The sequence below is a fragment of the Haloactinospora alba genome (genome assembly GCF_006717075.1).
GTDB lineage: Bacteria > Actinomycetota > Actinomycetes > Streptosporangiales > Streptosporangiaceae > Haloactinospora > Haloactinospora alba.
Genome location: NZ_VFQC01000001.1, coordinates 3006014 through 3026099, shown reverse-complemented (window position 1 = coordinate 3026099; position 20086 = coordinate 3006014). Strand labels below are relative to the sequence as shown.

The following is a 20086-nucleotide window of genomic DNA, read 5'->3' as shown; positions in this document are numbered from 1 at the left end:
CCGTACCACCCCGGGCGGGGCGGTCACTGCTGTCCGGTGTCGGGACGCGTGTTGGGCACACTGGGGGTGTCGGCGCCGCTGCGCAGGCCGATCTTCTCCCCGAGCCACACCACGGGATCGTAGCGCCGGTCGGCGATCCGCTCCTTGAGGGGGATGAGGGCGTTGTCGGTGATGGCGATGTTCTCCGGACACACCTCGGTGCAGCACTTGGTGATGTTGCAGTAGCCCATCCCGAACTCGTCCTGGGCGATGGTGCGCCGGTCGGCGGTGTCCTCGGGGTGCATCTCCAGCTCGGCCACCCGCATCAGGTAGCGCGGCCCGGAGAAGGCGGGCTTGTTCTCCTCGTGGTCCCGGATCACGTGGCAGACGTCCTGGCACAGGAAACACTCGATGCACTTGCGGAACTCCTGGGGACGCTGCACGTCCGCCTGGGCCATCCGGAAGTCCCCCGGCTGCTTCTCCGGGTCGGGGGTGAACGAGGGGATCTCGCGGGCCTTCTGGTAGTTGTACGACACGTCGCACACGAGGTCGCGGATGACCGGGAAGGTCCGCATGGGGGTGACGGTGATCTCCTCCTCCGGGCCGAACGTGCTCATCCTGGTCATGCAGGACAGTGTGGGTCGCCCGTTGATCTCCACCGAGCACGAGCCGCACTTGCCGGCCTTGCAGTTCCACCGCACCGCCAAGTCGGGAGCCTGGGTGGCCTGCAACCGGTGCAGCACGTCCAGCACGACCTCGCCCTCCTGGGCCTGGACCTCGTAGGTGGCCAGGTCACCGTCGCCGTCGCCGCGCCACACGTGGAACGTTCGGGTGGTGGTCATAGCGGTCGGGGCGCGGGTCCCGTCCGTCGGGCGGGAAGGACGCCCCTTCCTCCTTTCGGATGGTGTCGACGTGTCCGTCAAACAGGGCCTGGCAAACGGTGTGCGGACGTCCGGCGCCGCGTCAGGTCCCCTCCCCGCTCCCGGCGCCGGGAGCGGCGGAGTCCTTCTCCGGTGGCATCTCCTCCGCGGTGAGGTACTTGCCGAGTTCCTCGCGGTCGAAGAGTTCGAGCAGCTCCCCGGGAAGCTCCTCCAGGGGGCGGTGTTCGAGCGCGACCCCCTCGTCCGCCCGGGAGACGGCCAGGGTGACGCGCCGCCACAGCGCCGACATCTCGGGGAAGTCGTCCCGGGTGTGGCCGCCGCGGGACTCCTCGCGCTCCAGGGCGGCGCGGGCGACGGCCTCGGACACCAGCACCATGTTCGCCAGGTCCAGCGCGAGGTGCCAGCCGGGGTTGTAGACCCGGCCTCCGGTGGCGCGCACGTCGGCGACCCGCTCGCGCAGCTGCGCCAGCTCGCCCAGTGCCCGCTCGATCTCGGAACCGCTGCGGATGATGCCGACCAGCTCGTGCATGACCGCGCGGATCTCGTGGTGCAGCGCGTAGGGGTCCTCGCCGCGGTCGCGCTCCAGCGGCGCGTCCACGGCGGCCGCCGCCCGTTCGAGGTCCTCCGGGGCGGGGGAGGGGTACTCGCCGCCCAGCGCGGTGACATAGTCCGCGGCGCCCAGACCGCTGCGGCGGCCGAACACCAGCAGGTCCGACAGCGAGTTGCCGCCCAGCCGGTTGGAGCCGTGCATCCCGCTGGCGACCTCACCCGCGGCGAACAGGCCGGGAACGCCGGCCGCGCCGGTGTCGGCGTCCACGGCGACACCGCCCATCACGTAGTGGCACGTGGGCCCGACCTCCATCGGCTCGGCGGTGATGTCGACGTCGGCGAGCTCCCGGAACTGGTGGTGCATCGAGGGCAGCCTGCGCGTGATCTCCTCCGCCGGGAGCCGGCTGGCGATGTCCAGGTAGACCCCGCCGTGCGGGCTTCCGCGGCCCTGCTTCACCTCGTTGTTGATGGCGCGCGCCACCTCGTCGCGCGGCAGCAGCTCCGGGGGGCGGCGGTTGTTCTCCGGGTCGGAGTACCACCCGTCGGCCTCGCGCTCCGTCTCGGCGTACTGGGAGCGGAACACGGCGGGCACGTAGTCGAACATGAACCGCCGGCCCTCGGAGTCGCGCAGCACCCCGCCGTCGCCGCGCACGGACTCGGTCACCAGGATCCCGGTCACGGACGGCGGCCACACCATGCCCGTGGGGTGGAACTGCACGAACTCCATGTTCAGCAGCTCGGCGCCGGCGCGCAGCGCCAGGGCGTGCCCGTCCCCGGTGTACTCCCACGAGTTCGAGGTGACCTGGAACGACCTTCCGATACCGCCGGTGGCCAGGATGACGGCGGGTGCCTCGAACACCAGGTGGTCGCCGGTCTCCCGGTCGTATCCGAACGCCCCCGCGATCCGGCCGCCGGCGCCCCCGCTCGTGGGGTCGGGGAGGGTGAGCAGCTCGGTCACGGTGGTCTCGGCGAACACCCGCAGCATGGCGTCCGGGTCGCCGTGCTCGGCGGCGTCGGCCTGCTGCAGTTGGACGACGCGCTGCTGCAGGGTGCGGATCATCTCCAGCCCGGTGCGGTCGCCGACGTGGGCGAGCCGCGGGTACTCGTGCCCGCCGAAGTTGCGCTGGCTGATGCGTCCCTGCTCGGTGCGGTCGAACAGCGCACCCCAGTACTCCAGCTCCAGGATGCGCTGCGGGGCCTCCTGGGCGTGCAGTTCGACCATGCGCGGGTTGTTCATGAACTTGCCGCCGCGCAGCGTGTCGCGGAAGTGCACCCGCCACTCGTCGCCGGCGTTGACGTTGCCGAGGGCGGCCGCCGCCCCGCCCTCGGCCATGACGGTGTGCGCCTTGCCGAAGAGGGACTTGGAGACGATCGCTGTCCGCTTTCCCTGCTGGCGTGCCTCGATCGCGGCGCGCAGGCCGGCACCCCCGGCCCCGATCACCACCACGTCGTAGGAGTGTCGTGTTGTCTCGGGCATCTGTGTGACTTTCGGTCGGGTCGCTCCCCGCGAGCCGCGGGGCGCTGGGACTCGGTTCGGAGCGCCGCTAGTTGATGATCCGCAGGTCGGGGATGGTCCCGCTGGCGACGAGCGCGACGTAGAGGTCGGTGAGCACGAGCGTTCCCAGGGTCACCCAGGCGAACAGCATGTGCCGGGTGTTCAGCCGGGAGATCTGGGTCCACATCCAGTAGCGCACCGGCCGGTTCCAGAAGCTCCGCAACCGTCCGCCCATGACGTGCCGGCAGGAGTGGCAGCTCAGGGTGTAGCACCACAGCAGCACGACGTTGGTGAGCAGGACCAGGTTGCCCACCCCGAGGCCGAACCCGCCCTCGGCGCCGTGCAGGAACGCGAGGACGGCGTCGTAGCTGTTGATCACCGAGATCGCCACGGCGGCGTAGAAGAAGTAGCGGTGCAGGTTCTGCCCGAGGAGGGGGAACCGGCTCTCCCCGGTGTAGGTGCCGTGCGGTTCGCGGACGGCGCAGGCGGTGGGGGCCTGCCAGAACGACCGGTAGTAGGCCTTGCGGTAGTAGTAGCAGGTGAAGCGGAAGAGCAGCAGCAGCGGCAGGCTGACCACCGCGTAGGGCAGGAACCAGGGGAACTCCCAGGGGAGGGTGCCCAGTGCCGCGGAACCCGGCTCGCACGAGGCGGACAGGCAGGGCGAGTAGAACGGGGTCAGGTAGTGGTAGTCGGAGACCCAGTAGTGGTCCTGCTGGAGCGCGCGGACGAGACCGTAGAGGAGGAAGCCGCTCAGCCCCAGGACGGTGAGCAGTGGCCCGAGCCACCACCGGTCGCTCCGCAGCGTCCGCCGCGTGAGACGGGCGCGTTTCCTGGCCGGAGCTGGCGGGGGAAGCGTCGATGCCATGGGACTATGTCTCCAACTCGTGCGACTCGCGCGTACGCTTCCGGGACGCGGCGCGTGCCCGCCCCCGGAAAGTGACGCTGGGACGACGCGATCAGGAATTCTCGACGGCGTTTCATCGGTGTGAAAGTGAAAAATACCACGCCTGACGGCCCGCGTTGTATCCTGGGAATCTTTTTATGAAAAAAGAGAAATGGGGGTTTCGTTGAATTTTCCTTTTTTGGTTTTTGTGTTCCTCGTGTGACGCGTGTTGTGAAGGAGCGGGGGCAGGGGCGTCGCTCCGTCGGCGGTGCGGGAATCGGACCCTCGACTGCGGTGTCCGGGAACAACCGGCCTTCTCACGGGAGGGACGGGCGAGCCCCGGTCGAGGAGGGAAGGCAGCGTTCCACCGCGGCGCCGGGAGGTGTAGGGACGCGTTGTTCCCCGCACCGGGGAGAAAACCCCGCGTATTCCGCGAGGACGGGAACGCGGGGAAATCCGGCGGGGCAACCGCACACCGTTCCCGGGCCCGGGGCGCATCGCGGCGCCGGGGCGAAGCCGCCCGTGCCGACAGCCGAGGCCGGGGCGCGCTCCTGCCCCGGCCGGGACACACGGGAATTCGCCTACTCCTCCCCGGCGATCAGCTCCAGGTCCGAGCCCAGCTCCGCGCGGCTGAGCCCGGTCAGGTGGCGCAGCAGGTAGCGGTGGAACGTCTTGGCGCTGTGCATCGGCTCCACGTCGCGGCGGTGCGCCAGCGCGATGGTGCGCTGCAGCCGCGGCCGCGCCAGCGGGGTGCCGCGCAGCCCGGGCCGGTTCTTCAGCACCATGCTGGGGACCACGGCGATCCCCAGTCCGGCCTCCACGAACCGCAGCACCGCGTCCATCTCGCCGCCCTCGACCGCCAGCGTCGGCTCGAACCCCGCGTTGCGGCAGGCGTGCAGGGTGGCCTCGCGGACGTCGTAGCCGCGCCGGAACATGACCAGCGGGCGGTCCCTGAGGTCGGTGACCCGCATCGACCTCCCGCGTGTGGGAGCGGGGCCGTCGGCGGGGCTGACCACGACGAGGTTCTCGCGCAGCAGCGGGGTGGTCACGAACGCCGGGTCGTTGCTCTGCAGCGGCAGGATGATCAGGGCGAGGTCGAGCTCTCCGTTGCCCAGTGCCCGGATGAGGTCGCGCGACCCGCTCTCCTCGACCTGGAGCTCAACCCCGGGGAAACGGGTGTGGAAACCCGCGAGGGCGTCCGCCAGCAACCCCCCGCACAGCGAGGGTGTGGCTCCCAGCCGGACGCGTCCCTTGCGCATCCCGGCGAGCTCGCCGATCTCGTGTCGCGCCGTGTCCAGGTCGGTCACGATCCGCTGGGCAAGCGGCAGCAGGGCCTCGCCGGCCGGTGTGAGTGTGATGTTTCCCCGGACACGACTGAATAACGGAGCGCCGAGTTCCTCCTCGAGGGCGCGGATCTGCTTGCTCAGACTCGGCTGGGCGACCCGGGAAACCTCCGCTGCGCGGGTGAAATGGCGCGTCTCGGCAACGGCCAGGAAGTAGGAGAGCTGCTGAAACTGCATGCTTCATAGCCCCTGTCTATCGACACGAGTGTCACGATATCTTAGACGCTCGTGTTAACTGCGCATAAAGTGCCGCCCGTGGCGAACAGTACCCTGGTCAAACAGCGATCAGAGGCATTCGGGTCCGCGGTGGCGCTGAAGTCCGCGATGGCGCTCACCGGTGTGATCCTGGTGCTCTTCCTGATCGCGCACATGTACGGCAACCTGATGATCTTCGGAGGTCAGCAGACCTTCGACACGTACTCGCAGCACCTGCGCGAGATCGGCGAGCCGATGCTCCCGCACGAGGGATTCCTGTGGATCATGCGCGTCGTGTTGCTGGCGAGCGTGCTCGTCCACGCCTACGCGGCGTTCGCGCTCTGGGCACGCGCCAACCGGGCCCGTCCCGCCGGCCAGCGCTACGTCGTGAAGAAGAGCGCGCAGACACCCTCGCGCAAGTACGCAACCCAGACCATGCGCTGGGGCGGGATCATCGTTGTGCTCTTCGTGGTCTACCACGTGCTGCACCTGACGACGAACACCATCCACCCGGGAGGCGCTTCCGCCAGTCCCTACGAGCGCGTAGTCAACGGGTTCCAGGTCTGGTGGGTCACGCTCAGCTACGTGATCGCACTGCTGGCCGTCGGGCTGCACCTGCGGCACGGCATCTGGAGCGCGCTGGCGACGCTGGGCCTCAACCGGCAGAGCCGCGAGGGCGCGCTGCATGTCGTCTCCAACGTGCTCGCCGCTGTCATCACGGTCGGCTTCCTGGTGCCGCCGTTCTCCGTTCTCTTCGGGCTGGTGAGCTGAATGAGTGAACTGTACATCGAAGGCGAACCCATCCAGGACGAGAAGGCCCCCGCGGGTCCGATCGCCGAACGGTGGGACAAGCGCCGGTTCAACGCGAAGCTGGTGAACCCCGCCAACAGGCGGAAACTGTCGGTGATCGTGGTCGGCACCGGCCTGGCCGGCGCCTCCTCCGCGGCCACCCTCGGCGAGGCCGGCTACAACGTGAAGTCCTTCTGCTACCAGGACAGCCCCCGGCGGGCGCACAGCATCGCCGCCCAGGGCGGGATCAACGCGGCGAAGAACTACCGCAACGACGGCGACAGCATCTACCGGCTGTTCTACGACACCGTCAAGGGCGGCGACTTCCGCTCCCGTGAGGCCAACGTCTACCGGCTGTCCCAGATCAGCGTCGAGATCATCGACCAGTGCGTGGCCCAGGGCGTGCCCTTCGCGCGCGAGTACGGCGGCCTGCTGGACAACCGCTCCTTCGGCGGGGTGCAGGTCTCGCGTACCTTCTACGCCCGTGGCCAGACCGGGCAGCAGCTGCTGCTCGGCGCCTACCAGGCCCTGGAGCGCCAGGTCGACGCCGGCACCGTGGAGATGAACACCCGCCACGAGATGCTGGAACTCATCGTGGTGGACGGCCGCGCCCGCGGCATCATCGCCCGCGACATGGTCACCGGCGAGATCGAGACCCACTTCGCCGACGCGGTGGTGCTCGCCTCCGGCGGCTACGGCAACGTGTTCTACCTGTCCACCAACGCGATGGGGAGCAACGTCACGGCGGCGTGGCGGGCGCACCGCAAGGGCGCCCTGTTCGCCAACCCGTGCTACACCCAGATCCACCCCACCTGCATCCCGGTCAGCGGCGACTACCAGTCCAAACTGACCCTGATGAGCGAGTCCCTGCGCAACGACGGGCGCATCTGGGTCCCCACCAAGGGCGGCGACGACCGCGACCCGCGCCAGATCCCCGAGGAGGAGCGCGACTACTACCTGGAGCGCATCTACCCCTCCTTCGGCAACCTGGTGCCGCGCGACATCGCCTCCCGCGCCGCCAAGAACGTCTGCGACGAGGGGCGCGGGGTCGGCCCCGGCGGGCTCGGGGTCTACCTGGACTTCTCCGAGGCGATCAAGCGCATGGGGCGCCCGGCGGTCGAGGCCAAGTACGGCAACCTCTTCGACATGTACCAGCGCATCACCGGCGAGAACCCCTACGAGGTTCCGATGCGCATCTACCCGGCGGTGCACTACACGATGGGCGGGCTGTGGGTCGACTACGACCTGCAGAGCAGCATCCCCGGCCTGTTCGTGACCGGTGAGGCCAACTTCTCCGACCACGGCGCCAACCGGCTCGGGGCCAGCGCGCTGATGCAGGGGCTGGCAGACGGGTACTTCGTGCTGCCCAACACCATCAACGACTACCTCGCCTCCGGGCCGTTCGAGAAACTCGACGAGAACACGCCGGAGGTCAAGGAGGCCGCCGACGCGGTCCGCTCCCGTGTCGACAAGTTGCTCTCGATCAACGGCAACCGCACCGTGGACTCCTTCCACAAGGAGCTCGGCCACATCATGTGGGACTACTGCGGGATGGAGCGCACCGAGGAGGGCCTGCGCAAGGCCATCGACCGCATCCGCGAGCTGCGCACCGAGTTCTGGAGCGACGTCAAGGTCCTCGGCAGCAACGAGGAGCTCAACCAGGCGCTGGAGAAGGCGGGACGCGTCGCCGACTTCCTGGAGCTGGGCGAACTGATGTGCGTGGACGCGCTGCACCGCGCCGAGTCCTGCGGCGGCCACTTCCGCGCCGAGAGCCAGACGTCCGACGGTGAGGCGCTGCGTCACGACGACGAGTTCTCCTACGTGGGCGCGTGGGAGTTCGCCGGGGTCGGCGAGCGGCCGGTGCTGCACAAGGAAGACCTGGAGTACGAGTACGTCGAGATGAAGCAGCGGAGCTACAAGTGAACATCACCCTGCGCGTTTGGCGCCAGAAGAGCCGGGACGACGAGGGCCGGATGGTCACCTACGAGATCTCGGACGTCTCCCCGGACATGTCGTTCCTGGAGATGCTCGACGTCCTCAACGAGAGGCTCACGCTGCGCGACGAGGAACCGGTCGCCTTCGACCACGACTGCCGCGAGGGCATCTGCGGCGCCTGTGGTGTGGTGATCGACGGTGTCGCCCACGGCCCGGAGACCACCACCACGTGCCAGCTGCACATGCGCAGCTTCAGCGACGGCGACGTCATCACCGTCGAACCGTGGCGGGCCAAGGCGTTCCCCGTGGTCAAGGACCTGGTGGTGGACCGGTCCGCGTTCGACAGGATCATCCAGTCCGGCGGCTACGTCAGCGCCCCCACCGGCACCGCGCCGGACGCGCACGCCACACCCGTGCCCAAGTCCGACGCCGACCGGGCGTTCGACGCCGCGACCTGCATCGGCTGCGGCGCGTGCGTCGCGGCCTGCCCGAACGCCTCGGGCATGCTGTTCACCGCCGCGAAGGCGGCGCACCTGGGGTCCCTGCCGCAGGGGCAGCCCGAGCGTGAGGCCCGGGTGATCCAGATGGTGAACCAGCACGACGAGGAGGAGTTCGGCGGCTGCACCAACATCGGCGAGTGCGCCGCGGTGTGCCCCAAGGGCATCCCGCTGGACACCATCTCCGACCTCAACCGCGACCTGCTGGGAGCGCTCGCCAGCGGGTCGGAGTGACGCCCGACCGTCCCGGCGCCGCGGCCGGTTCCGCGACCGCGCGGGAAACGGCGCCCAGGGCGCCGGGACGGGCAACGGGCTCGTGTCAGACGGGCTGGCCGAACGCGTGGGCGCGCACCCAGGCGTGCATGGCGACAGCCGCTGCCGCCCCCGCGTTGATGGAGCGGGTGGAGCCGAACTGGGCGATGGACAGCACCGCCCGGCACACCTCGCGCACCTCGGGGGACAGCCCCGGCCCCTCCTGGCCGAACACCAGCACGCACGCGCGCGGCAGCGGGTAGGTCTCCAGCGCCACCGCGCCGGGCAGGTTGTCCACACCGACGAGCGGCAGGTCGCGTTCGGCCGCCCAGGCCACGAGCTCCTCCGGGCCCGGGTGGTGGTGGACGTGCTGGTAGCGGTCGGTGACCATTGCTCCGCGCCGGTTCCAGCGGCGGCGGCCGACGATGTGCACGGCCGCGCTGCCGAACGCGTTGGCGGTGCGCACCACGGAACCGATGTTGAAATCGTGGTCCCAGTTCTCCACCGCAACGTGGAACGGGTGCCGCTGCGTGTCCAGGTCGGCGACGATGGCCTCGCGACGCCAGTACCGGTACCGGTCGACGACGTTGCGCCGGTCCCCGTGGGCGAGAAGCTCGGGATCGTAGTGCTCGCCCTCGGGCCAGGGGCCCTCCCACGGGCCGACGCCCACCGCGGATTCCTCGTGTCCCCCCGCGGACTCGGACGAGGGGGACGAAACTGCCTGTTCGGTCACCTGTCCAAGGTAACCGGTGCGCAGGAGCGGTGGGCTACTGGCCGCCGATGGTCATGTCCCCGTGGAAGTCGCGCCCCTGCACGAGCGTGCCGCTCACGTTGCCCCGCACGGTGTTGGTGACGTTGCCCGAACCGGCGGTGACGTGGGGGCGCAGATCCTCGGTGAGCCGGCGGATCTCGGGGTCGTGCTCGGCGACGGCGGCGAGGCGCTCCGCGAACTCGGACACCAGCCGCTCGTCCTCCCCGTCCTCGTCCCGGGCGGCCTCCAGCGCCCGCTGCGTCTCCGGCTGCTCCTCGGACCGCGCGCGCAGCGCCCGGCGGAGGTTCCGCACCGCCGTCCTCGCGCCCTCGGTGAGCGACTCGGCCGCCTTCCCGGCGACGGCTCCGGCGACAGCGAGCATGACCTCGTCGACCATCACGACCTCCAGCGGGACGGAACGAACAAACGAACAGTGGGGGCAGAGCGCGACTCCGTTCACTCTTCCACGCCCGCCCGCGCCGTGTCGACGCGCGGGTGCATCCCACGGCCGGCTGGCCGCATCCGGCCACGCCGCGGACCGGGTCAGGGGCTTCGGGCCCGCGTGAATAGAATCACGGTGGAACGTGCCCGCCCCCCGGCTCCGCAGGAGGCCACCCGTGCACAACGAGCACCACGGGGACGCCAGGAACCTGACCCAGGCCAGAGACGTAACCGTGAATCTGGCACCGCCCGAGCCTCCGGCGCCGCCGTGGCAGATCGCCCCCTACGTCCTCAAGTTCGTGGACCGGAAACACCCGCTGGGCAGGCTCTCCGAACTGGTGCGGGACGGCGAGAGAACCGGCCGCGGCCAGGTGGCGTTCGTGGCCGGACCCGCGGGGGTCGGCAAGAGCGCACTGCTCGTCGCGTTCGCCCTGGAGGAGCGGCAGCGTTTCCCCGGCGGCGCCCTGTACGCGGACCTGGACGAGCACCGCCGCCGCGGCGGGCTAGACCGGTCGGCGGTGCTCGCCAACTTCCTGTGGGCGCTGGGTATGGACAGCTCCGCCATCCCCGCCAGCGCCTCCGGCCGCGCGGAGGCGTTCACCCGCCTCACCACGGACCGCCGGGTGCTCGTGGCCGTGGAGAACGTCCGGGCCGAGGAGGAGGTGCACGCCTTCGCCCCCGGTCCGGGGGCGAACACGCTGGTGGCGACAGGCCGGCGCATGCTGCCGGGCGTCCCCGAGTCCGGGATGGAGGTGCTGCACCTCACCGGGCTCGACGCCCAGGACGGGCAGGCCCTGCTGGCCGAGTTCGGCCCGGTCGCCGGAAAGGTCATGGCGGCACCGGAGGACACGCGGCGCCTGGTTGCGCTGTGCGGCGGCCTGCCCCCGGCGCTGCGCATGGTGGCCGGTTACCTGCAGGAGAACACCGCAGCGCGGGTGCCGGACGTGCTGCGGCGGCTGGAGAACAGCGGCGACCCGGTGGGCGGGATCGACGAACTCGCCGGTACCCGACGGCTGCGCGCCGTCTGCGACATGGCGTACTCGCTCCTCGGTCCGAACGGGGCCGAACTGTACTCCGCGCTCGGCGGGTTCGGCCCGGACGACTTCCCCGAGGGGTTGGCGGAGGCCGTCCTGGGGTCGCCCGAGGCCGGGCGGGAGGCGCTGGACGAGCTGTGCCGGTCCTTCCTCGTCCACAGGACGGAGGCGGACTCCTCCCGGGCGCAGCGGAAGCGGTTCACGTTCGTCGGGATGGCCGCCCACGACGCGCGCAACCGCGCCGTGGACCACGCCCGCCACAGCGGCCCCTCCGGGACGCGGCGGCGCGTCGTCGACTGGTACCGCCGGGAGCTGGCGCACGCCGACCGGGCCGTGTACGGCGAGCGTCTCCGGGCCGCCCGACTGCTGGCGACGGACGGGGCCGCGGCCGCCGGCGAGAACCCGTTCGCGACGCCCCAGGAGGGGTTGGCGGAGCTGGCGGCCCTCGCCCCCGCCGTCCCGGCGGTGGTCGACACGGCGCTGGAGGAGGGCATGACCGGGGAGGCCGTGGAGATCGTGGAGAGCCTGTGGCCCCTGGTCCACGAGCGCAAACACTACGCGGTGGGCGCGACCGCGCTGGAGCGCGTCACGAGCTACGCCCGCGGCAACGCCCTTCCCGCCGGGGTGGTGGCGCGTCTGCGGATCTACCGCGCGCGGATCCACATCGAGCTGGGGGAGCTCACCCCCGCCGGGGAACTGCTCAGGGAAGCGCGCCGGGAGCTGGAGGACGACACGCGGCTGCGGCTGGACCTAGCGGTGGCCCGGGAGGGGGCCGCGCTGCTGTCCCAGGCCCGGGGAGACCCCGGTGAGGCCGTGGCGGAACTGCGCCGCGCCCGCGACCTGCACCGCGAGGCCGGGAACCCGCGCGGTGTCGCCCTGCAGAGCTACCAGGCCGCCGAAGCGCTGCTTGACGCCGGGGACACCGCGGCGGCCCGCCGGGAGCTGGACGGTGCCATGGAGCTGGTCCGGACGTGGTTCAACGAGAACCCGGACGCGCCGCAGCGGGACGTGTCGGGCTGGCGGCTGCTGCGTGTCCGCATGCGGCTGTGCCTGGCCCGGGTACTGATGTCGCTGGAGGAGGACGAGCACGCCGAGACGGAGGCCGCGACGGCGATGCGGAACTTCAGTGAGGCCGGGTACCACGTTCGGGAGGCGCAGGCGCAGCGGGTGCTCGCCGACCTCGCCGGGCGGCGCGGGGAGCACGGGATGCGTGCCGGGTTCCTGCGTCGGGCCCGGGATCTGTACGCCGCCCACCGGATGCCCCAGGCGGACGAGGTGGACCGGCTGCTGAACGCCGAGGGTGAGTGAGCGCCTCGTCCCCGGTGTGCGGCGGCGCCTCCGGATCACCCCCGTCCCCGGAATTCAACGGGGGGGGGGGGGTAGCCCGCACCAGGGTCTCGGTGCCGCCGGCACACACCCGGATGCCGGTGCTCCACGCCTCGGGGGAACCGCCGGAACGGCTCCAGGCGGCCACCGCGGCGGCGACCACGGCGGGCGGCAGTGCCTGCTCCGCGGCGGCCAGCCGCAGCCAGTGGCCCCCGCGGTCGCCCAGGACCACCTCCCCGGACGGTGTGGCCGCCGCCGCCACGGCGCAGTCCCGGGAACGCAGGGTCCCGGCCACCCAGTCCCGGGAGTCGGAGGCGGGCCGCGACCGCACCCACACCGACGCCATGTCCCGGCGTTCCAGCGCGGCGTCCTCCTCGTCGACCACGAGGAACCCGGCTTCCGGAGCCGCGGTGGCGGCAGCGGTCCGGCGCACGCGGACCCGGGGCGGGGCCGCCGGTGTGCCCGCCTGCGTCGCGTGGGAGACCCGCCAGGCCGTGACGTCGGAGGACGTGGCCACCGGTTCCGGGACGGCGAAGAACCGGGCGGGCTGTTGCGGCGGCCGCAGCCCCAGCAGCCCGTAGAACAGGTCACGTAAGCGGTGCGCGGCCGTTCCGGGGTGCTCGATCAGCAGTCCGCGCGCCTCCGGCGCGGGTGCGGCGAGAACCTCCTCCACCTGGTCGGGGACGCCGCGGTCCGCCCGCAGGAACGGTGTGCGCCGGCCGAAGGCGCGCAGCGGGGAGTCCGGGTCGAGTTCGGCGTTCCCGAAGGCGGCCAGGAGCACGGGGCGCCCCAGGGCCGCCGCGTAGTACGTGGTCGAACCGTGGTCGCCCACGACGGCGTCGGCGGCGACGAGCGCCGCGCGCCACCCGTTGTGGGGGTGGACCAGTGTCAGCCCGGCCTCGATCTCGTCCGCCAGCCACAGCTCCAGCTGCGCCCGGCCGTGCTGGTGCCAGACGTTGGGGTGCGCCACCAGCGCCACCCGGTACTCGTCCGCGGGCAGCTCGGCGAGGAGACGGCGCAGTGTCTCCCGCTGCGCGCCCAGGAGGGAGTCCCGGTTCCACGTGGAGGAGACCACGACCAGCACCTGCCCCTCGGCCGCACCCAGCGCGGCGCGGTACCGCGCCCGCCGCCCGAGGTTGGCCAGCATCCGGTCGTGGGAGGGGTCACCGGTGACGACCGCACGCTCGGCCGCCTCCGGACAGGCGGCGGCCAGCCGCTCGTGCTGCTCCCGGTGGGAGAGCGCGACCCGGGCGGGGACGGGGCGGCCCTCGTGCAGCAGCTGGCCGGGGTCGAGCCCGGAGGCGCGGTCGGGGGTACCGCCGGCGTCGGGAACGCGCCGGTTGTGTCCGATCCCGTGCGGCATCAGGACCAGCGGCGGGCCGTGTCCGGTTCCGGCGCGGCCGGGGTGGGGCACGCGTGCCAGTCGGTGCAGGTCCTCCTTGGGTGAGGCGGCGAGCGCGAGCCGGTAGCGGTCCCGCTCGCGGACGGCCTGCTCCCAGTCGATGACGTTCTCCACCCCGGCGTCGCGCAGCATGCCCGCCACCCCGGCGCCGGAGGCCGATCCCGGGTTGACCGTGAACGTCACCTCGACCCGGTCGTCGCCGCGGAAGAGTTGCAGGACGTCCAGGACGCGGTCGGTGGCGGGAACGCTGCGCGCCACCGCCAGTACCGGGTGAGAGGCCCGCACCGTGGGGCGTTTTCCGGCGCTGTCCCGCATTCCGGATGCCTCAGCCGGTGGAGCGGGAGGCGCGGACCCGGGCGAGCCGGGTCACGGCGCGCCAACCGAGCAGGGTGGCGGCCAGGAACAGGGCGGTGACCACGGCGAACGACGGTTCCGCGCCCGCACCGGTGGCGACGCGCAGTACCAGGCCCCCCACCGTGGTGCCGGCCCAGATCCCCAGACCGGAGGGGACGAGCCGGGCGGGAGCGCGCCACGCCAGGGTGGCCAGCCAGCTGACGGCGAGCGCGGCCGCGAACGGCCACACGGTCGTAGCGATTCCCGCCAGCGCGTTGCCCTCGTCGTGGCTGGCGCGTCCGATCGTCACGAACGCGAGGAGGCACAGCAGGTCCGCGACCGCCGCTCCCGGTACCGACAGAGTTCGCATACCGCCAGACTAGGCCCTGTCCGGTGGGCGCTGTCCGCCGCGGGCGGCGTTCCGCGGCACGAGGCCCGGCCCCGGCACCCTCGGAGAGGAGCGCCGGGGCCGCAGTGCCTCATGTGTCGGTCGGTGCGGTGTTCAGCGAGTCGTCGCGCGTCTCCCGGGCGACGAGCAGCGCTCCCAGGGTGATCGCCGCGGCCGCGATGAGGTAGCCGCCCACGGCCCACAACCCGAAGGCGGCGGCGAGCCAGGTGGCCGTGTAGGGAGCCAGGGAGGCGCCCAGCAGTCCACCGAGGTTGTAGGCGATCGAGGAGCCGCTGTAGCGGACGTTGGTGGGGAACAGCTCGGGCAGGACGGCGCCCATCGGTCCGAACGTGAAACCCATCAGGGACAGGCCGATGACGAGGCAGGCGAGTACCAGCAGCGGGCTGCCCGACCCCAGCAGCGGGCCGAGGACGAACCCGAAGGCGATGATGACGGCGGTGACGGTGAGCAGCGTGGTGCGGCGTCCGAACCGGTCGGCGGCCAGACCGGCCACCGGGATCGTGAGCGCGAAGAAGACGACGCCGATCAGCAGCAGCACCAGGAACTCGGTGCGTTCGTAGCCCAGCCCGTCGGCGCTGGTCCCGTAGGACATGGAGAACACGGTCATCAGGTAGAACAGCACGTAGGTGGCCAGCATGATGAGCGTGCCGAGGACGATGCCGCCGGGGCTGGTGCGGAACACCCGTATGGCGGGGGCCTTCTCCTGCTGCCCCGAGGAGAGCATCGTGGTGAAGGCCGGGGTCTCGTGCAGGCTCAACCGCACCCACAGGCCGACCATGATCAGCACGGCGGACAGCAGGAACGGCACCCGCCATCCCCAGTCCATGAACGCCTCGTCGGTCATGGTGGTCTGCAGCGCAAGGTAAACGCTGTTGGCGCAGAAGAACCCGATGGGGGCGCCCAGCTGCGGGAAGGTGCCGTACAGCGCGCGTTTCCGCCGGGGGGCGTTCTCGGTCGCCAGCAGGGCGGCGCCGCCCCACTCGCCGCCGAGTCCGAGTCCCTGGCCGAAGCGGCACACCGCGAGTAGCGCCGGGGCGATCAGGTCGGCGCTGGCGTAGGTGGGAAGTACCCCGATGGCGACGGTGGAGATCCCCATGGTCAGCAGGGAGGCCACCAGGGTGGCCTTGCGGCCGGTGCGGTCGCCGAAGTGGCCGAACAGGGCCGAGCCCACGGGGCGCGCGACGAAGGCGATGGCGAAGGTGGCCAGCGACTGCAGGGTGGCGGCGGTGTCGTCGCCGGCGGGGAAGAACAGGTGCGGGAAGACCAGGACGGCAGCCGTCGCGTAGACGTAGAAGTCGTAGAACTCGATGGAGGTCCCGACGAGGCTGGCTACGGCCACTTTGCCGCGTCGGTTCACCGGTGGCGGTTCGGCGTCCCGCCGTTCTGTTCCCACAGACACTGTTCCATTACCTCCCGATAGGTCCCTTTTGACGGGAAGAGCATAGAACGTTTGGCTGTCTGGTGAGACATCGTGTCCACGATACGGGACGCCGGTTCCCGTTCCCGCCTCTTCCAGAGGCGCACACGAAAACCCCGGCACCTCCGGTGGGAGGCGCCGGGGCGGTGCCGTACCGGATGCCGGTGGTTAGCCGGTCATCAGCTCGACGCCGTACTCGTCCAGAATCGGGTTGACCGGCTGGAAGAAGGTGGTCCCGCCGGTGGTGCAGTCACCCGATCCGCCGGAGGTGACCCCCTGGGCCTGGTCGTCGGCCAACCAGGAGCCACCGGAGTCGCCCGGCTCAGCGCAGACATCGGTCTGGGTCAGGCCCTCGACCGTGCCTTGGGGGTACTCCACCGTCTGGCCCTTGGACTCGACCGTGCCGCAGTGCCAGCCGGTGGTCGAACCGGAGCGGCAGATGGAGGCGCCCTCCGGGGCCTCCTCGGAGCCCGCCACGGTCACGGGGCCCTCGTCACTGGTGACGGTGGAGGTGGGCTCCCAGCCGGAGTCGGCTTCGACGACACCCATGTCGTTGCCGGGGAAGCTCGACCCGGTGACGGTCCCGCTGCCGGAACCGTCCTGGCTGGAGACGGGGGTGCCCTCCTCGCCGCAGTGGCCCGCGGTGACGAAACCGTTGGTGGTGGGGAACCCGATGGAGCAGCGCCCGGTGCCGTCGATCTGGTACGGCTCGCCGCCCACGATGTCGGCGTAGAGCCGGGGCTCCTGGCTGGTCTGCTCGATCTCCACGGCCTCGGAGTCAACGCCGGCGTCGGCGACGAGCTGCTGGGCGCTGGCCTTCTCGCCCTCCAGCACGGTGATCACGACCGCGTCCCTGTCGATGTCGGGCCCGTAGCCGGCGATGCCGTCGTCGAGGCCGACATCCTGGGAACCGATCCTGTCGGCGATGGACTCCAGCCGATCCTGGCCGTAGGTGACGACCCGCGGCTCGGCCCCGGCCTCGCGCACCTCCTCGGCGGCGTCCTTGTCGGTCACCGAGACGGTCAGCTCGTTGCTCCCACTGTCGAAGACGCTACCGCCGAACGCCTCGCCCAGCTGGGAACGCAGCTCGTTGTCGAGGTCGCGGGCCCGGTCCTCCTGTTTCATCCGCTCCTTGGCCTCCTCGGCGGTGAGGTCAAGGTCGCGCTGCATCGCCTCCATCTGGGTGGAGGCGTTCGGAGAGTCCGCGGAGGCGGTCTCGACCTCGGAGCCGCCGCCCGTGGCGAGCGTCGCGGTTCCGAGGCCGAGCAGTCCGAGTGCCACTGCGGATCCGCCCAGCGCTGTAATCAGGGGGGATTTTCGCAATTCCTGCCCTTTCATTGGGGGTGAACAAGGGCGGGATCCTCGTTGATGAGCGGGGACTCAACGCGGGATCCCGGGTTGCCGCCGCCCCTGTGGGGACGGTCAGCGAACGGTGCCCACCGGCGTGCGGTGAACGTTCGGGACCATAGGCCATGTCGGCCCGGTCGCAACAGACCGGTACGGACGCGCGGATGTCCGCGCGTGTTGAATTCTCGGGACAGCGCGGCCGGTTCCGACGGCGGAGGGACGGAGCCGTGTGTGCGAAACCCCTCGTTGGGAGGAATTCCCGACCGTGTCGGTACGGTTACTGGCTCGTGGTACCCCGCGTGACGCAAGAGGGGGAATGTGGCCGGATTCGGCCAATTTCTCTAGTACGCCGGAGTTTGTTGCATGACACAAATCTTGTGATGTTTTTTATGATCTGTCAGCTTTGAGCCGACCCGGCTGGGCGCGGTGTCAACGGTGCGCGGCCCGCGGTCACCGGGTGTCGAACGCGTACCGGTAGGGGCCGCCGTTACCGCCCGGCACGGTCGCGCGCGGCGCCCCCGCACGAAGGGGCCGCCCCGCGCTGGCGCGGGACGGCCCCGGGGTCCTGCCCGTTCCGTGGGACGGCGAGGGAGGCACGTCGTCCGGACCGCGGGTCACGGACCGGTGCTGGGGTCCTCGAGCGACTCGCGGAGGAAGCGAAGCTGCAGAAGGAGCAGGTTCTCCGCGGTCGCCTCCTCCGTGGCCATGTGGGTGATCCCCGACAGCGGCAGCACGGTGTGCGGCCGCCCCGCCGCCACAAGCGCGGCCGAGAGCCGCTGGGTGTGGGCGAACACCACGTTGTCGTCCGCCAACCCGTGGATGAGCATCAGCCTGCGGCGCAGCCCCGCGGCGTCATCCAGCAGGGAGCTCTCCCGGTAGGCCGCCGCCTCCTCCTGCGGGAGCCCCAGGTAGCGCTCGGTGTAGTGGGTGTCGTACAGGCGCCAGTCCGTCACCGGAGCCCCGGCGACGGCCGCGTGGAACACGTCGGGACGCCGCAGCACGGCCAGAGCGGCCAGATACCCCCCGAACGACCACCCCCGGATCGCCACCCGGTCCAGGTCCAGACAGCCGAACCTGCCGGCCGCGTCGTGCAGCGCGGTCACCTGGTCCTCCAGCACCGGTGTGGCGAGGTCGCCGTGGATCGCCTGCTCCCAGGCGACGCTCACGCCCGGGGTTCCCCGGCCGTCGGCGACCAGCACCGCGAACCCCTGCTCGGCGAACCACTGCGACCCCCAGTACGCCGGGCGCGCCTGCAGTACCCGCTGCGCGTGCGGCCCGCCGTAGGGGTCCAGTAACACGGGCAGCGGTCCCGAGCCCTCCTCGTGCCACGACGGCAGGACCAGAGCGGCGGGAATACCGGACTCACCCGCGAACCAGGTGCGCACGTTCGGCTCGGGAAGCTCCGGGGCCTGGGCGAGGTTGGCGACCTCGGTCACCGACTGGCGGGTGAGGGTGCTGGCCTCCCGGATCACCACGGTGCGCGAACCGTCGGTGTCCATGTCCCGGCGCTGCAGCACCAGCGTGTCCCCACGCAGCCTGCCCGCGTGCACCCCGGCTGCGTCCGCGCCCGGGAACTCCACCGGCGCGGACAGGTGCTCCGCCAGGTCCACCAGCCACAGTGTCACCTCCCCCGGTCTGCCCGCCGGAGAGAGCGAGCACAGCACCCGCGGCCCGTCCACGTCGACGACCGCGCGAACGTAGGCGTCGGAGGGGGTGACGGGGCGGTCCCCGACGTACAGCTCCCGCCTCGCCCCGTCGGAGGAGCGGCCGATCCACACCAGGGAACCGTCCCGGGTGAAGTCCGGAACCCCCGGCATGATCTCCACCCACGCGTCGTCGGTCTCGGTGTGCGTGTCGAACACGAGACCGGTCACCGGGTCGGCGGTGAACAGGGTCAGAGTGCGCTGGTCCCGGCTCTGGGCGGTGAGGATCACGGTGGGAGTGCCGTCCGGGCCGCTCGTCCAGCCGGCGCGCACCAGGTACGGCAGCGCGTCGCGGTCCCACTCGATCCACTGGCGCTTCGCCTCCCCGCTGCGCGGCGCCACCGGGACCACGGCCAGCCGGACGTCGGCGTTGGCGGCACCCGCCGCCGGGTAGGCGATCGTGTGCCCCGGATCCTCGGGGTTGGCGGGGTCGCTCACGGTCCAGCGCGCTACCGCCGAATCGTCCACCCGGGTGACCAGCAGGGCGGAACCGTCCGGTGCCCACCACATCCCGCGGTAGCGGTCCATCTCCTCCGCGGCGATGAAGTCGGCCAGCCCCCACGTGACGCCGGGTACTCCCACCTCGTCGGGGTCGGACAGCACGTGGTTGCGCTCCTCGACCCGCGTACCGGAGGAGTCCACGGAGACCACGCACACCGCCCCGCCGCTGACGTAGGCGACGCGGTCGCCCGCGGGGGAGAGCAGGGGGTCGACGACGGGTTCCCACACCGGGAGGCCGCGCGGTTTCGGGTCGTCACCCACCAGGTCGACGTAGTACAGGCGGCCGGAGAGAGCGAACGCGGCCCGGGTGAACCCCTCGTCCACCGTGTAGGAGACGATCCCTCCGCCGCTCTCCCGCAGCCGTTCCCGGCGGGCGCGTTCCTCCGGCGGCAGGTCCTCGTCCGCCGCGCCGATCGCTCGGGGGTCCGCGAGGACCTGCTCGGTGCCGGTTTCGAGGTCCATGCTCCACAGGCACGCGACGGGGTCCGTTCCGCCCCTGCTGCGCAGGAACAACACTCGTTGCCCGTTCGGTGAGATCTGGAATGCCCGGGGGGCGCCAAGCGTGAACCGCCGCGTCCGGGCCTGCTGCCGGGGAAAACTCATGCTCCGATTGTGGCGTATCTC

Annotated in this window: 14 protein-coding genes; 3 read left to right on the top strand and 11 right to left on the bottom strand. The window is 71.4% G+C overall.

The window, feature by feature from the left end:
* Positions 1-23 precede the first annotated feature (23 nt).
* The 4 genes from FHX37_RS13565 to FHX37_RS13550 form a co-directional block, all read right to left on the bottom strand.
* Complete coding sequence (locus FHX37_RS13565) at positions 24-821, bottom strand: succinate dehydrogenase/fumarate reductase iron-sulfur subunit (protein WP_141924240.1); 798 nt, start codon at positions 819-821, stop codon at positions 24-26.
* A gap of 121 nt (positions 822-942) precedes the next feature.
* Positions 943-2886 (bottom strand): fumarate reductase/succinate dehydrogenase flavoprotein subunit, encoded by a 1944-nt coding sequence (locus FHX37_RS13560; protein WP_141924239.1) that lies wholly within the window; start codon positions 2884-2886, stop codon positions 943-945.
* Between the two features lie 67 nt (positions 2887-2953).
* On the bottom strand, positions 2954-3769 hold the full coding sequence (locus FHX37_RS13555; RefSeq protein ID WP_141924238.1) for a hypothetical protein: 816 nt from the start codon (positions 3767-3769) through the stop codon (positions 2954-2956).
* 599 nt (positions 3770-4368) lie between these two features.
* The gene (locus FHX37_RS13550; protein ID WP_141924237.1) at positions 4369-5307 is read right to left on the bottom strand and encodes a LysR family transcriptional regulator; all 939 of its coding nucleotides are present in this window, start codon (positions 5305-5307) and stop codon (positions 4369-4371) included.
* A gap of 78 nt (positions 5308-5385) precedes the next feature.
* Between FHX37_RS13550 and FHX37_RS13545 the strand changes: the two genes are divergently transcribed.
* From FHX37_RS13545 to FHX37_RS13535, 3 genes are read left to right on the top strand one after another with little or no spacing between them, the layout of a single operon-like run.
* Positions 5386-6096, top strand: a complete 711-nt coding sequence (locus tag FHX37_RS13545; protein ID WP_141924236.1) for a succinate dehydrogenase cytochrome b subunit — start codon at positions 5386-5388, stop codon at positions 6094-6096.
* Positions 6097-8037 carry a fumarate reductase/succinate dehydrogenase flavoprotein subunit gene (locus FHX37_RS13540; RefSeq protein WP_141924235.1) on the top strand — a complete coding sequence of 647 codons (1941 nt, stop codon included), beginning with the start codon at positions 6097-6099 and terminating at the stop codon, positions 8035-8037. It abuts the gene before it with no gap.
* Positions 8034-8780, top strand: coding sequence for a succinate dehydrogenase/fumarate reductase iron-sulfur subunit (locus tag FHX37_RS13535; protein ID WP_141924234.1), 747 nt, complete (start codon positions 8034-8036; stop codon positions 8778-8780). Before FHX37_RS13540 ends, FHX37_RS13535 begins: the two co-directional genes overlap by 4 nt.
* An 85-nt stretch (positions 8781-8865) precedes the next feature.
* Here the strand turns inward: FHX37_RS13535 and FHX37_RS13530 are convergent, their stop codons facing one another.
* From FHX37_RS13530 to FHX37_RS13500, 7 genes are all read right to left on the bottom strand, one after another.
* The gene (locus FHX37_RS13530; protein WP_211351827.1) at positions 8866-9531 is read right to left on the bottom strand and encodes a TrmH family RNA methyltransferase; all 666 of its coding nucleotides are present in this window, start codon (positions 9529-9531) and stop codon (positions 8866-8868) included.
* 34 nt (positions 9532-9565) lie between these two features.
* Positions 9566-9946 (bottom strand): hypothetical protein, encoded by a 381-nt coding sequence (locus tag FHX37_RS13525; RefSeq protein WP_141924232.1) that lies wholly within the window; start codon positions 9944-9946, stop codon positions 9566-9568.
* Positions 9947-12147: 2201 nt separating this feature from the next.
* Positions 12148-14067 (bottom strand): hypothetical protein, encoded by a 1920-nt coding sequence (locus tag FHX37_RS24115; RefSeq protein WP_394344496.1) that lies wholly within the window; start codon positions 14065-14067, stop codon positions 12148-12150.
* 10 nt (positions 14068-14077) lie between these two features.
* Positions 14078-14455 (bottom strand): DUF3054 domain-containing protein, encoded by a 378-nt coding sequence (locus FHX37_RS13515; protein ID WP_141924230.1) that lies wholly within the window; start codon positions 14453-14455, stop codon positions 14078-14080.
* 109 nt (positions 14456-14564) lie between these two features.
* Positions 14565-15893 carry an MFS transporter gene (locus FHX37_RS13510; RefSeq protein ID WP_211351826.1) on the bottom strand — a complete coding sequence of 443 codons (1329 nt, stop codon included), beginning with the start codon at positions 15891-15893 and terminating at the stop codon, positions 14565-14567.
* 186 nt (positions 15894-16079) lie between these two features.
* Positions 16080-17234, bottom strand: a complete 1155-nt coding sequence (locus FHX37_RS13505; RefSeq protein ID WP_141924229.1) for a S1 family peptidase — start codon at positions 17232-17234, stop codon at positions 16080-16082.
* 638 nt (positions 17235-17872) lie between these two features.
* The gene (locus FHX37_RS13500; RefSeq protein WP_141924228.1) at positions 17873-20065 is read right to left on the bottom strand and encodes a S9 family peptidase; all 2193 of its coding nucleotides are present in this window, start codon (positions 20063-20065) and stop codon (positions 17873-17875) included.
* Positions 20066-20086: the final 21 nt, after the last annotated feature.